Origin of the sequence: Pseudomonas sp. Marseille-Q5117, assembly GCF_946901175.1 — a bacterium.
Classification (GTDB): domain Bacteria; phylum Pseudomonadota; class Gammaproteobacteria; order Pseudomonadales; family Pseudomonadaceae; genus Aquipseudomonas; species Aquipseudomonas iranensis.
Window position 1 is genome coordinate 94375 of record NZ_CAMPPP010000015.1, and the last position, 12707, is coordinate 107081.

General features: G+C 59.9%; 12 protein-coding genes. 5 read left to right on the top strand and 7 right to left on the bottom strand.

Annotated elements, in window-relative coordinates; genetic code table 11:
* Positions 1-23: 23 nt before the first annotated feature.
* The 5 genes from OC605_RS21475 to OC605_RS21495 all read right to left on the bottom strand — a co-directional run bounded on the left by OC605_RS21475 (position 24) and on the right by OC605_RS21495 (position 7621).
* On the bottom strand, positions 24-2834 hold the full coding sequence (locus OC605_RS21475; protein WP_262139357.1) for an FAD-binding and (Fe-S)-binding domain-containing protein: 2811 nt from the start codon (positions 2832-2834) through the stop codon (positions 24-26).
* Positions 2831-3502, bottom strand: a complete 672-nt coding sequence (locus OC605_RS21480; RefSeq protein ID WP_262139359.1) for a lactate utilization protein C — start codon at positions 3500-3502, stop codon at positions 2831-2833. Before OC605_RS21480 ends, OC605_RS21475 begins: the two co-directional genes overlap by 4 nt.
* Positions 3502-4956 (bottom strand): LutB/LldF family L-lactate oxidation iron-sulfur protein, encoded by a 1455-nt coding sequence (locus tag OC605_RS21485; RefSeq protein ID WP_262139361.1) that lies wholly within the window; start codon positions 4954-4956, stop codon positions 3502-3504. The genes OC605_RS21480 and OC605_RS21485 overlap by 1 nt, the downstream gene beginning before the upstream one ends.
* Entirely contained in the window at positions 4953-5777 is an 825-nt protein-coding gene (locus tag OC605_RS21490; RefSeq protein ID WP_262139363.1) for a (Fe-S)-binding protein, read from the bottom strand. Before OC605_RS21490 ends, OC605_RS21485 begins: the two co-directional genes overlap by 4 nt.
* A gap of 149 nt (positions 5778-5926) precedes the next feature.
* Positions 5927-7621 (bottom strand): lactate permease LctP family transporter, encoded by a 1695-nt coding sequence (locus tag OC605_RS21495; protein WP_262139365.1) that lies wholly within the window; start codon positions 7619-7621, stop codon positions 5927-5929.
* 263 nt (positions 7622-7884) lie between these two features.
* On the opposite strand from OC605_RS21495, the gene OC605_RS21500 reads away from it, so the two are divergent.
* Complete coding sequence (locus OC605_RS21500) at positions 7885-8652, top strand: FCD domain-containing protein (RefSeq protein ID WP_016771775.1); 768 nt, start codon at positions 7885-7887, stop codon at positions 8650-8652.
* A gap of 134 nt (positions 8653-8786) precedes the next feature.
* Here OC605_RS21500 and smpB read toward each other — a convergent pair whose 3' ends face one another.
* The gene (gene smpB, locus OC605_RS21505; protein ID WP_007953781.1) at positions 8787-9269 is read right to left on the bottom strand and encodes an SsrA-binding protein SmpB; all 483 of its coding nucleotides are present in this window, start codon (positions 9267-9269) and stop codon (positions 8787-8789) included.
* 119 nt (positions 9270-9388) lie between these two features.
* On the opposite strand from smpB, the gene OC605_RS21510 reads away from it, so the two are divergent.
* From OC605_RS21510 to OC605_RS21520, 3 genes are read left to right on the top strand one after another with little or no spacing between them, the layout of a single operon-like run.
* Positions 9389-10792, top strand: a complete 1404-nt coding sequence (locus OC605_RS21510; RefSeq protein WP_016771774.1) for a sodium-dependent transporter — start codon at positions 9389-9391, stop codon at positions 10790-10792.
* Positions 10793-10799: 7 nt separating this feature from the next.
* Positions 10800-11234, top strand: coding sequence for a type II toxin-antitoxin system RatA family toxin (locus OC605_RS21515; RefSeq protein WP_016771773.1), 435 nt, complete (start codon positions 10800-10802; stop codon positions 11232-11234).
* Positions 11227-11541, top strand: coding sequence for an RnfH family protein (locus tag OC605_RS21520; protein ID WP_262139370.1), 315 nt, complete (start codon positions 11227-11229; stop codon positions 11539-11541). Before OC605_RS21515 ends, OC605_RS21520 begins: the two co-directional genes overlap by 8 nt.
* 61 nt (positions 11542-11602) lie before the next feature.
* Here OC605_RS21520 and OC605_RS21525 read toward each other — a convergent pair whose 3' ends face one another.
* On the bottom strand, positions 11603-12130 hold the full coding sequence (locus OC605_RS21525) for an outer membrane protein assembly factor BamE (RefSeq protein WP_110603496.1): 528 nt from the start codon (positions 12128-12130) through the stop codon (positions 11603-11605).
* Between the two features lie 97 nt (positions 12131-12227).
* On the opposite strand from OC605_RS21525, the gene fur reads away from it, so the two are divergent.
* Positions 12228-12632, top strand: a complete 405-nt coding sequence (gene fur, locus OC605_RS21530) for a ferric iron uptake transcriptional regulator (protein ID WP_016771770.1) — start codon at positions 12228-12230, stop codon at positions 12630-12632.
* Positions 12633-12707: the final 75 nt, after the last annotated feature.

Sequence of the window (12707 nt, forward strand, 5' to 3'; positions counted from 1 at the left end):
CGCTCAAGGGTTCTGATTTTTGTTCAGCAGACTTTGGCCTGTGTCACCCGATCGACCAGATAAACCAGCCCGTGGTAGTCGATGCCACCGTGCTGGGTCAGGCCGATTTCGCAGGTGCGGCTGGTGGAAATGCCCTCGCTGCAGTGCTGCACGGCGTCCTTGAGCGTACGCAGCGAATGGCTGTTCAGCTCCGGTGTGGTGAAGCCTTTGTCGCCGGCAAATCCGCAGCAATGTATGCCTTCGGGAATCACCACGGTGTTGCTGCATTTGCGCGCCAGATCGATCAGCGCCTGGCTTTCGCCCAAGTGCTGAGTGCTGCAGGTCACGTGCACGGCAATCGGCGCTTCCTGGGGTGTGAAGTCCAGACGATTCAGCAGATGCGTACGGATGAAGCGCACCGGATCGTACAGATCCAGTCGTGTTTCGCCGATGTCCTGAACCAGTCGCAATGTACACGGGCTGGTGTCGCAATAGATCGGGTCGAGGCCGCCGCGACTGGCGTGGAGCAGGGCGCTGATCAGTTCCTGGCGTTTGTGCTCGGCCTGTTCGGCGTAGCCTTTGGAGGCGAACGGCTGACCGCAGCAGAGGTTGTCCTGGTTGTCGGGAAAGACGATCTGGTAACCGGCCTTTTCCAGCAGGCCACGGGTTTTGTCGTACAGCGACATTTGTTCTTTGTCGCCCGCCGCCGGGCCCATGACCCGCGAGACGCACGCCGCCAGATAAACCACGCGCGGGCGCTCGTCGGCCACGCTCGGGCTGAAGCGAATGGCTTTTTCCGGCTGTGGCATGGCGTTGGTCCACAGCGGCACCTGGCCTTTGGACAAGCGCGTCAGCGTCGCCGACAACGTTGCCAGACGCGGCGCGCCGAGCATCATTCGCGCGCCGTTGGCGACGTGCAGCGGGAAGCGTGCGCCTTGCAAGGTTTTGGCGAAATTTCCTTCGATCCAGTCAGCGGTTTTTTGATGCGTGGCGTGTCGGCCACGGAGCTTTTTCACCAGTTCGCCGGTATTGATGCCTACAGGGCAGCGTTGTGCACACAGGCCCGTCGCGGCGCAGGTGTCGATGCCTTGGTAGTCGAAGGCTTTTTCCAGTTCGGTGGTGTCGACGCCGGCGCGCTTTTTCGCCTGGATATCACGCCAGATCACGATGCGCTGGCGCGGGCTCAGGGTCAGGCCTTTCGATGGGCAGACCGGTTCGCAGAAACCGCACTCGATGCACTTATCCACAATCTCGTCAGCGGCCGGCAGCGGTTTCAGGTGCTTGAGATGGATCTGCGGATCTTCGCTGAGCACCACGTCCGGATTGAGAATGCCGTTGGGGTCGAGCAGGCGTTTGAGCTGCCACATCAGTTGATAGGCGTCGCTGCCCCATTCCAGTTCCACGAACGGCGCCATGTTGCGGCCGGTGCCGTGTTCGGCTTTCAGCGAGCCGCCGAATTCCACCGCGACCAGTTGCGCGACGTCGTCCATGAACGCTTGGTAGCGTGCGATTTCTTCCGGGCTGTTGAAGCCTTGGGTGAAGACGAAGTGCAGATTGCCTTCCAGTGCGTGTCCGAAAAGTATCGCTTCGTCGTAGGCATGTTTGTCGAACAGCTCGATCAGGCGATTGACGCCGATGGCCAGTTGTTCGACCGGGAAAGTCACGTCTTCGATGATTACTGTGGTGCCGGTTTTGCGCACGGCGCCGACGGCGGGGAAGGTGTCTTTGCGGATGGCCCAGAGGCGGGCGTTTTCCACCGGGTCTTCAGTGAAGTCGACCTGCTTCTCAATGGGGAAATCGCGCAGGGACGCCATGATTTGCGCCAGTTGTTCCTGCAGCAATGTCGACGAAGCGGCGCGGGATTCGATGAGCAGCGCGCAGGCATTTTCCGACAGAAGCTGTACGAAAGCGGGCATGCCTTTTTTGTCCTGCACCGAGCGCAGACTGCGTCGGTCGAGCAGTTCCACGGCGGATACCGGTTGGCTTTTCAGCACGGTCACCGCGTTGCAGCAGGTTTCGACATCGGGGAACACGATCAGCGCCGAGGCCTTGTTCGGGTGATCGATGACGGTGTCGTAAGTCACCGCGCTGATGAAGCCGAGCGTGCCTTCGGAGCCGACCAGCAGGTGGCTCAGGATATCCACAGGCTCGTCGAAATCCACCAGGGCGTTGAGCGACAGGCCGGTGGTATTTTTCAGACGGTATTTGTGGCGAATTCTCGCGGCCAGCTCGGCGTTGGCGCGGGTCTCGCGGCCTAAAGTCGCCAAGCGTTCGAGCAGTTCTCCGTGGCTTGAGCGAAATGCCGCGACGCTGGCAGGGTCTTCGCTGTCGAGCCGCGTGCCGTCGGCCAGCACCAAGCGAATTCCGGCCAAGGTGTGATAGGTATTCTGCGCGGTGCCGCAGCACATGCCGCTGGCGTTGTTGGCGACGATGCCGCCGATCTTGCAGGCATTGATCGACGCCGGGTCCGGGCCGATCTTGCGCCCGAACGGTGCCAGCCAGGCATTGGCCTGCGCGCCGATCACGCCCGGTTGCAGGCGGATCTGCGTGCCCTGGCCGCGAATCTCGCGGGCATTCCAGTTATCCCCAAGCACGATCAGCACCGAGTCGCTGATCGCCTGCCCGGACAGGCTGGTGCCGGCAGCGCGGAAGGTCACCGGCACCTTGTCGCGCTGGGCCAGTTGCAGCAGCGCCACCACTTCGTCTTCAGACTCGACGCGGATCACCAGTTTCGGGATCAGTCGATAGAAACTGGCGTCGGTGCCAAAGGCCAGGGTCGACAGCGGATCGTCGAAGCGCCGCTCTGGCGGAATCAGTCGCTCGGCATCACGCAGGAAAGCAGCAGGAAGACTCATTGATCCTCCAGAATCAGCACGACCAGATCTTTCGGGCCATGCGCGCCATACGCCAGCACCTGTTCAATATCGGCGGTTTTCGACGGGCCGGAGACCAGCAGCGCATTGGTCGGCATGCCTTGCGCCCATTCGAATTCCTGTTGCACCTGATAGAAGTTGTCGCGGATTTCGCTGGCCTTGAGCAGGGCGAAGTGCACCGGTGGCACCAGACTCATCAAGCGCGGTTCCTCACGGGTAGGCCAGATAATCAGGCTGCCGGTCGCGGCGATCGCACCGAGGGTGCCGGTGAGGCTGGCCGGGGTGTCGTTGAACAGCTCGGCTTTCCACGCTTCCATTGGCCGGTCGTAGGACTTCAGTGCTGGCAGTTCGGGATTGTTCGCCCAGTGCCGTGCGATGCGTTGCCCGTGCGGTGTGGTCGGTGCGATCAGCAGGCTCGGCAATTGGCGGTCGCGCAGCAGTTGCGCCAGTAATGCCGGCCACTCCGCGCCCGAGGTCAGGTGGATTTCGGTGTGCACCGCCTCCATCAGTTTGCGCAGTTGCGGGATGCGTTGCTCAGCGCTGTAGGTGTAGGGCTGGGTGACCAGATCGACATCGAAGTTGTCGGCAATTGGCGTGGTGCCGGTCAGACTTTTCCGCAGCTTGCCGAGGATATTTTGCTTGGCGCTCATCAACGCTCTCCCTGTTTGGCCAGATGCTCGCGGGCCATGTCATGCAACGAACGCGCGGCCGGTTTTGGCGCGCTGTGGTTTTGCGTCCATGGGCCGACGTTGCTCGGCGTAAGGGCGCGCAGGCGCGTGGCGAAAAAAGCGAACAAGCGGTACAGCGTCGGCGAGCTATTGAGTCTGGCCCAGGCGTTCCAGATGAAGCGCTCCTTGCGCGAATACTTGCTGCCCTGACCGCGCATCACCTGATTCGGCGCGTCCGCAGCTTTGACGTTTTCCTCACGCAGACGGCGCAGGATCGCCGGGATCGGAATCTTCACCGGGCAGACTTCACCGCAGGCGCCGCACAGTGAGGACGCGCTCGGGTGGTCCGGGACCTTGGCCAGGCCGACCATATGCGGGGTGATGATCTTGCCGATCGGGCCTGGGTAGACCTCGCCATAGGTGTGTCCGCCGACGCGGGTGTACACCGGGCAGTGATTCATGCAGGCGCCGCAGCGGATGCAGTTCAGGGTCTGGCGCAATTCACTGTCGGCGAAGGCCTGGCTGCGACCGTTGTCGAGCAGGACCAGATGCACTTCCTGCGGGCCATCGAGTTCGTGTTCCTTGCGCGGGCCGGAGATCATGTTGACGTAAGTGGTGATCGGAATGCCCAGCGCCGAGCGCGTCAGCAATGACAGCAGCGGCACCACGTCGCGCAGGTTTTCCACGACTTTTTCGATGCCGGTGACGGCGATGTGCACCGGGGGAACGGTGGTGGTCATGCGCCCGTTGCCTTCGTTTTCCACCAGCAGCAGGGTGCCGGTTTCGGCGATGGCGAAGTTGACGCCGGAGACGCCGATGTCGGCTTCGAAGAATTTCTGCCGCAGGACCCTGCGACCGATCTGGATGAGTTGGTCAACGTCCTTGGTGTATTCCACGCCAAGTTTGTCGTGGAACAAGGACGCGACCTGACCGGCATTCTTGTGGATCGCCGGCATAATGATGTGTGAAGGCTTCTCGTGGTCGAGCTGGACGATGTACTCCCCCATGTCGGACTCCAGACATTCAATGTCCCGAGCCTCGAGGAAATGGTTCATCTCCATCTCTTCGCTGACCATCGATTTGCCCTTGATCACTTGCCGCGCCTCGTGAGCGCGGATGATCGATAAGACGATGCCATTGGCCTCGTCCACCGTTTCCGCCCAGTGCACTGTCACACCGTTGCGGGTCAGGTTCTGTTCCAGTTGCTCGAGCAGGTCGGGCAACTTGGACAGCGCGCGGGCCTTGATCGAATTGCCCAGTGCGCGCAAGTGTTCTCTTTCGTGGGCATCGCTGAAAGCCGCTGCCCGCTTGGTCATCAGTGAATCCATGGCAGTGCGGAAGTTGTTCCGCAGCTGCTGATCACCCAGGGCATTGTGTGCCCGGGTGCGGAAATCTTCTTCTACGGCGACCGTAGGAATAATCGTCGAGGTGCTCATTGCGCACCTCCGGTTCGCTGCCAGAGGAAGCTCGCCAGATGTTGCCCGCGCAACGCTTGCTGCTGTTTCTCCAGAGCGCCGTTGATGTTCATCAAACAGCCGCAGTCGGCACTCAGTACCTTGTGCGCGCCGGACTCCTTCAGTGCGCGGGTCTTGTCAGCCACCATCGCGCCGGAAATGTCTGGCATACGGACGCTGAATGTCCCACCGAAGCCACAGCATTCGCTTTCGTGGTCGTGATTGACCCGTTCCACATTGCTCAACTGCGCCAACAACTCGCGGCCGTGCAGGTGGGTGTTCATTTCGCGGCGTGCCGAACACGAGGTGTGCAGCGCGACTTTCACCGGTTCGCCGCCGTCCTTGAGCTGCACCTTGCAGACGAACAGCAGAAACTCGGCCAGTTCATAAGTGCGAGCCGCAAGGGCCTGCACCCGTTTCAACGTTTCCGGCTCGTCCTTGAACAAGTCGGCGTAATGCTCACGCAGCATGCCGGCGCAGGAACCCGAGGGCACAACCACCGGATAATCCCCGGCAAACAACGCCAATTGCGAGCGCGCTACCGTCCGCGCCTGCTCGGTGTAACCCGAGGTGTAGGCCGGTTGGCCGCAGCAACTCTGCCCTTGCGGATACTCGACCCGGATCCCTTCGCGCTCCAGCAGATGGATCGCGTCCATCCCGGCTTCGGGGTAGAACAGGTCGACCACACACGTGCCGAACAGGTAGACCCGCGACGGTTTCTCGCTGGGGTATTGCCGAGGTTCGGGCAGTGGCGGTGCCACGCGGGTCGCGTTCGGCACGGCGTTGTAAAAAAGCTCGCTCATCAGGCGTGTCTCCGGGTGGGCCCGGTTATCCGTCTGCTGCGGCTGCCGAATATAAAGCGCATTGCTTTCAGCAGCCTTACAGACCCGGTGGTGAATTGCTGACGCCGGATCACGGGCCGGCGTCGGTTATTTCCGTCTTTTTTGTAGGTTTAGTGCACCAGCATGCCGGTGAACCAGTAGGCCTGAGCCAGGGTGATCAAACCGACAATCGTTGCAAAGAATAGGCTGTGCTTGAGGGTGAAGCGGAACAGATCCGATTCCTTGCCGACCAGACCGGTCGCGGCGCAGGCCACGGCGATCGATTGCGGCGAGATCATCTTGCCGGTCACGCCGCCGCTGGTATTGGCCGCCACCAGCAAGGTGTCATTGACGCCGATCTGGTGGGCGGTGGTCGCTTGCAACGAACTGAACAGCGCGTTCGACGACGTATCTGAACCGGTGAGGAACACGCCCAGCCAACCGAGGAACGGCGAGAAGAACGGGAACGCGGCGCCAGTACCCGCCAGCACCAGGGCCATGGTCGACGACATGCCGGAGTAGTTGGTGACAAAGGCGAACGCCAGCACCATGCCGATCGACAGGATTGGCCAGCGCAGTTCGTAGAAGGTCTCTTTCAAAGTGGTCAGACCAGTTTTGAAATTGATCTTCAGTACCAGCATCGAAATCAGCGCGGAGAAGAAAATCGCCGTTCCGGTGGCGGAAATCGGGTCGAGTTTGAACACCGCTGGAATGGCAGTCGGATTGGCCACGATCGGCGCAGTCTTGATCACCAGTTGATCAAGGTGCGGAATCGCGAAGTTGAACACCCAGCTGTACATCGAGCCGCCGGCAGCGAACATGGCTTTGAAAGGCTTCAGCGTCCAGATCGTCACCAGCACAGTGAGGATCAGGAATGGCGACCACGCCTTGAAAATTTCCCCGAGGCTGTAGGGCGAAGCGACGGTGGTGCGCTTCTGGCCGAAACCGCCGACGCTGGCGCTGACCACTGAAGCGGACACGGCGCCAACGATGTGCTGGCCGGCGGCGCGACGTGGTTGCCAGACCTTGAGGAACAGGGTCAGGGAAATCAGGCTGGCCAGTGCCGAGGTGATGTCCGGCAGTTCCGGGCCGATGAAGTTGGAAGTGAAGTATTGGGTGATGGCGAAACTCAAGCCTGCCACCAGCGCGGCCGGCCAGGTTTCGCGCACACCGCGCAGGCCGTCCATCATGAACACCAGCCAGAACGGCACGAACAGCGACAGCAGTGGCAGCTGGCGACCGGTCATGGCGCCGATCTTGAAGGCGTCGATGCCAGTGACCTGGCCCGCCACGATGATCGGAATCCCCAGCGCGCCGAACGCCACCGGAGCGGTGTTGGCGATCAGGCACAGGCCGGCGGCGTACAGCGGGTTTAAGCCCAGTCCTACAAGGAGTGCGGCAGTAATCGCTACCGGCGCGCCGAAACCGGCGGCACCTTCCAGAAATGCGCCGAAGCAGAAACCGATCAGCAGCACCTGCAAGCGCTGGTCATCGGTGATCGACAGGACCGAGCTGCGGATGACCTCGAACTGACCGCTTTTCACCGTCAGTTTGTAGAGGAACACCGCCGCGACAATGATCCAGGCAATCGGCCACAGACCATAAGCGAAACCATAACCAGCGGCGGCGAACGCCATGTCCACTGGCATCTGGAAGGCGAATATCGCTACGGCAATCGAAAGTGCGAGGGTGATGCTGCCGGCCACATGGCCTTTGAGGCGGAACACCGCCAGCGCGAGAAAGAAGAACACGATGGGAATGACGGCCGCGAGAGCGGAGACGCCAAGGCTGCCGAGCGGACTGTAGAGCTGTTGCCAGGTTTGCATGGTGGGGTGGCCCCTAATTGTTGTTGGTCAGGCACTGTGAGCGATCTTGGATAATTGGTAAGACCAATTTACAAGCGCTGTTGGCTAGGGTAAAAGCCTTGGTGGCGGTGTGTCAATTTGCCGCTCTGAAACTTTCGTCGAAGATGCGGTGCAGAGCGCAACTGATCCGCTTTGGCGAAGTGGTGTCTGGCAGGTGTCGGCGGCGCGCGGATAGGCCAGAATAGACACCCCGGCGAGCGGTCGGGATCGTGGAGAAATGAGTTATGGGCTTTGATCAGATACGTCAGCGCCGTTTGTCTGACGATATTGTCGAGCGCCTCGAAGGGATGATCCTTGAGGGCACGCTTAAGTCGGGCGAGCGGTTGCCGGCCGAGCGAACGCTGGCCGAACAATTTGGCGTATCACGCCCGTCATTGCGCGAGGCGATTCAGAAACTGGCGGCCAAAGGTTTGCTGGTCAGTCGCCAGGGCGGCGGCAATTATGTGGTGGAAGGCCTGGGCTCGACGTTCAGCGATCCGCTGTTGCAATTGCTTGAAAGCAATCCCGAAGCGCAACGTGATTTGCTCGAATTCCGGCACACCCTGGAGGCATCGTGCGCCTACTACGCCGCATTACGCGCCACCGATGTTGATCGCGAGCGCCTGACCGCTGCGTTCGAAGAGCTGCAGGATTGCTACTCGCGCCATGAAGAAGTCAGCCGGGCGGAAGAGGGCGCGGCGGATGCGAAGTTTCATCTGGCGATTGCCGAGGCCAGTCACAATGCGGTGTTGCTGCATACGATTCGCGGCTTGTTCGATCTGCTCAAGCGCAACGTCGTGACCAACATTGGCGGCATGTACAAACAGCGCACGGAAACCCGCGACATGCTGATCTCGCAGCATCGGGAATTGTATCTGGCGATTATCGAAGGGCGCGCCGAGCAGGCGCGGGAAGTGTCCAGCCGACATATTCTGTATGTGCAGGAAGTGCTGGAAGAGGTACGTCAGGAGGTGCAGCGCATGGCTCGGGCGGAGCGGCGCAAGGGGATGTAGTCAGTTAGTTCTGCAAACGATCGTTCCCACGCTCTGCGTGGAATACAGCAATGGACGCTCTGCGTCCGCGTTGTGACGCGGAGCGTCACGGGATGCATTCCCACGCAGAGCGTGGGAACGATCAGGGTGGAAAACTAATCTTCCTTGCCCTTGTTGCGCACCGCACGCTGCAATTCACGCCCGGCATCGCGCTCGCGCTCGGTGTCGCGCTTGTCGTATTCCTTCTTGCCCTTGCCCAGAGCGATTTCGCACTTGACCATGTGCTTGCTCCAGTACCAGGACAGGCAGACGCAGGCGTAACCCTTTTGCTGCACGGCGGCGGCGAGCTTGTCCAGCTCGCGGCGGTTGAGCAGCAGTTTGCGTGTGCGCACCGGGTCGGCGATGACGTGAGTGCTTGCGGTCATCAACGGCGTGATGTGGCTGCCGAGCAACCATGCTTCGCCATCCTTGAGCAGCACATAGCTGTCGACCAGCTGCAACTTGCTCGCCCGCAGACTTTTTACTTCCCAGCCGGCCAGGACCAGACCAGCCTCGAACTTGTGCTCGATGAAGTAATCGTGTCGCGCCTTTTTGTTCTGCGCGATGGTCCCTGTTGGGTGTTTCTTCTGTTTAGCCATAGGGGCGGCATTATATGGAGTTGTTCGGCTGTCGGCTACGGTGTTGCTGCGTGCTTGAGCAGGTTGAGTGAATCCCGGACAATGCGGCCTCTTTTTCTAACGCTTGGGCGTGATAAACGATGTCGACAGACAAGGTTTCTGTCCACGGCAGTTGGGCTAGCCGCTGGGTATTCATACTCGCCGCGACCGGTTCGGCCGTGGGACTGGGTAGTATCTGGAAGTTCCCCTACATGGTCGGGGTCTACGGCGGCGGTGCCTTTGTGCTGATGTTCCTGGCGTGCATCGCGCTCATCGGTGTCCCGGTCATGCTCGCGGAAACCCTGATCGGCCGGCGCGCCCGGCAAAGTCCGGCGAATGCCCTGAAGGTGTTGGCACTGGAAGCCGGGCACTCGGCGAAATGGTCGTGGGGCGCGTTTGCCGGGATGATCACGGCCCTGCTGATTCTTTCTTTCTACAGTGTGGTCGGCGGCTGGTCGCTGGATTACATCGTCGACATGGGCCGTGGCGATTTCCAGGGCGCGACGGCCGATCAGGTCGGCGCCTATTTCGGCAATGTCATCTCCAATCCATGGCGCCTGACACTTTGGCACACGATTTTCATGCTGCTGTCGGCCTTCGTGATCGCCAAAGGCGTGGTCGCCGGGCTTGAACGCAGCCTGCGAATCATGATGCCGCTGCTGTTCGTGATGATTCTGGTGCTGCTGGGCTACAGCATGACCACCGGGCATTTCATGGAAGGCGTGCATTTCATGTTCGACTTCCACCCGGAAAAAGTCCTCGACGGCCTGCTGCCAGCGATGGGGCACGCGTTCTTTTCGCTGAGCGTCGGCGTCGGCTCCATCATGATCTACGGCGCCTACATGCCGAAGAACACCTCGCTGTCGGGCACGGTGGTCGGCGTTGCGCTGCTGGATACTTTCGTATCGCTGGTGGCCGGTCTGGCGCTGTTTCCAATTGTATTTGCTGCCGGCCTGAACCCAAGCGAAGGCCCGGGGCTGATGTTCGTCAGCCTGCCGTTTGCTTTTGGTAACGTCTTTTTCGGCCAGTTGATGGGCGTGGTGTTCTTTGTGCTGGTCGCGGTGGCTGCCTGGAGTTCGGCTATTTCGCTACTCGAACCGATGGTGGCTTACCTGGTTGAGCGCACTAAAATCAGCCGCATCTGGGTGACGTTCTGGCTTGCGTTCACCTGCTGGTTCGTTGGTCTGGGTACGGTTTTTTCTTTCAATATCTGGAAGGAAGCCAAGTTTTTCGTGAACGAAGGCGGGGCGTTCAGCCTCTATCAATGGGGTGCGCAGAGCGGTCTCGACTTCTTCGGCGTGATCGATTTCTTCACCTCGCGGATCATGTTGCCCCTTGGTGGCTTGTGTTTCGTGCTGTTCGCGGGATGGGTAATGGGGCGTGAAGCGGTGCGGGATGAATTGTCCATCCGTAACCCGGTTCTATTTGCCCTGTCCCTGTTCTTGATGCGCTACGTGGCGCCTATCGGCATTCTTGTAGTCTTTGCCGCTCAGCTCTGGAAGTAACGCTTACATGACGACACATATCCAACGATCCGCGCTCCTGCCGTACCCGGCGCAATTTCTCTACGACCTGGTCAACGACGTCGCGCGGTACCCGGAGTTTCTGCCGTGGTGCTCGGAGGCTGAAGTGCTGGAAAGCTCCCCGGAACACATGCGCGCCAGTGTCGGCGTAGCGAAGGGCGGCCTCAGTCAGCATTTCGTCACGCGCAATACGCTGGTGCCGGGGCAGTCGATCGAGATGAATCTTGAAGAAGGCCCGTTCACTCAGTTGCACGGCATCTGGGTATTCAAGGCACTGAATGAAAAGGCCTGCAAGATCAGTCTGGATCTGTCGTTCGATTATGCCGGGCCGTTGGTGCGCGCTACGTTGGGCCCGCTGTTCAATCAGGCGGCTAACCAGCTGGTGGATGCTTTCTGTCAGCGCGCCAAGCAGATGCATGGTTAAGCCGGTGATCGAGATAGAAGTCGTGTACGCGGCGGTTGATCGCCAGGTTCTGCGTACGATCAGCGTTGCTGAGGGCGTTTGTGTTCGGGCGGCGGTGCACGCATCGGGCATCGTGGCCGAGTTTCCTGAGTTGAATCTGGCGCAGTGCCCGCTGGGGATTTTTGGCAAGGTCGTGGCTGACGCGGATTCGCGCCCTGTTCAGGCGGGCGACCGGATCGAAATTTATCGACCGCTGCTGGCTGATCCCAAAGAAGTTCGACGCTTGCGCGCGGCCAAGGCTGCCGAGGCCAAAGCACGCAATTCTTGATCAGACCAAACGGCAGGCAATAAAAAACCCGGAATGTCCGGGTTTTTTATTGCCTCGCCTATTACTGCGGCGAGGTGTCCAGCGGCTCTGGTGTCGGAACCGGTACGGTTTCCACACCATCGACGTCCTTCTGGATCTGATCCAGCAAGGAGCCTGGTTTGGCTGGCTTCTCAGCTTCTGGCTTGTCGGTGTTTTCAGCCGGCGCGGTCACGGTAGTACCGCTGTCCTTGCCGAGAATGGCTTCGTCACGGCTCACGCCGGGCATGAAGTCACCGGACAGGCTGACAAGCTGGTCGTTGGAATTGAAGATAACGCTGATTCGTTCCTGCTGGCGTTCACCGCCACCCGGTTGCAGGCTGTACAGATAATCCCAGCGATCGGCATGGAACGTGTCGGCAAGCAGAGGGTTGCCCATGATAAACCGTACTTGCGGCCGGGTCATTCCCGGGCGTAACTGGTCTATCATGTCCTGCGTGACGACATTGCCCTGCTGGATGTCGATTTTGTAAACCCCGGGGAATGAACAACCGGCGAGTGCGAGCAGTCCCACAAAGGTGAAACTAGTTAGCAAGAGCTTGGTGTTTTGCATCGGTGGGCGACTTCCACTATCTTGGCTGGGACAACGTAAACGCCGATCATACCCGCATTAAGAGAAGCTGCGAAGCAGCATCGCGAGAAAGCTGACCATGGTTGAAAATAGCGAACTACGCAAAGCCGGCCTCAAAGTGACCCTGCCACGGGTCAAGATCCTGCAAATGCTCGACTCTACCGAGCAGCGCCACATGAGTGCCGAGGACGTCTACAAGGCGTTGATGGAAGCTGGTGAGGACGTTGGTCTGGCCACGGTTTACCGTGTACTGACCCAGTTCGAAGCGGCCGGCCTCGTGGTCCGCCACAACTTCGACGGCGGCCACGCGGTCTTCGAACTGGCTGACGGTGGCCACCACGACCATATGGTCAACGTGGAATCGGGTGAAGTGATCGAATTCTTCGACGAAGAAATCGAAAAACTTCAGAAATCGATCGTCGAGAAGCATGGCTTCGAAATGGTTGATCACAACCTGGTGCTGTACGTACGCAAGAAAAAGTAAGCATGTCGCGCGAATTTCACATTCGCGAAACGAACGAAGGCGACCCAAGGGTCGCCTTCGTGCTTTCTACTATTT